Annotated in this window: 1 protein-coding gene; it reads right to left on the bottom strand. The window is 63.0% G+C overall.

Annotation, left to right across the window (positions count from 1 at the left end; translation table 11 throughout):
- Positions 1-478: GTP-binding protein (locus AC0IYH_RS29300; protein WP_471837531.1), on the bottom strand; the 478-nt coding region annotated here is incomplete at both ends.

Raw genomic sequence — 478 nt, 5'->3', positions numbered from 1 at the left:
CCATCAGGTCGTCGTCCTGCTCGACGGCCATCTCGATCAGGTCGCTACGATATTTCGCAGCCTTCTCGGCCATATCGGCCGGGATGTCCTGATATTCGAACTTCGCACCCAGGCTCTCTTCGAGCCAGATGATCGCGCGGTTCTCGACGAGATCGACCAGACCCTTGAAGCCCCCCTCCATACCGATCGGCAGGTACAGAACCGCCGGGCGCGCACCGAGGCGCTCGATGATCGAGTTCACGCAGAAGTAGAAGTCGGCGCCGGTGCGATCCAGCTTGTTAACGAAGCACATGCGCGGCACGCCGTACTTGTCGGCCTGACGCCACACGGTCTCCGACTGCGGCTCGACGCCGGCAACGCCGTCGAAGCAGGCGACCGCGCCATCGAGCACGCGCAGCGAACGCTCGACCTCGATCGTGAAGTCGACGTGGCCGGGCGTGTCGATGATGTTGATGAGGTGCTCTTCGCCCTTACCCTC

The sequence above is a fragment of the Pseudomonas sp. AC463 genome (assembly GCF_979253585.1).
The sequence above is the reverse complement of the archived record's forward strand: the minus strand, read 5'-3'. Positions and strand labels throughout refer to the sequence as shown.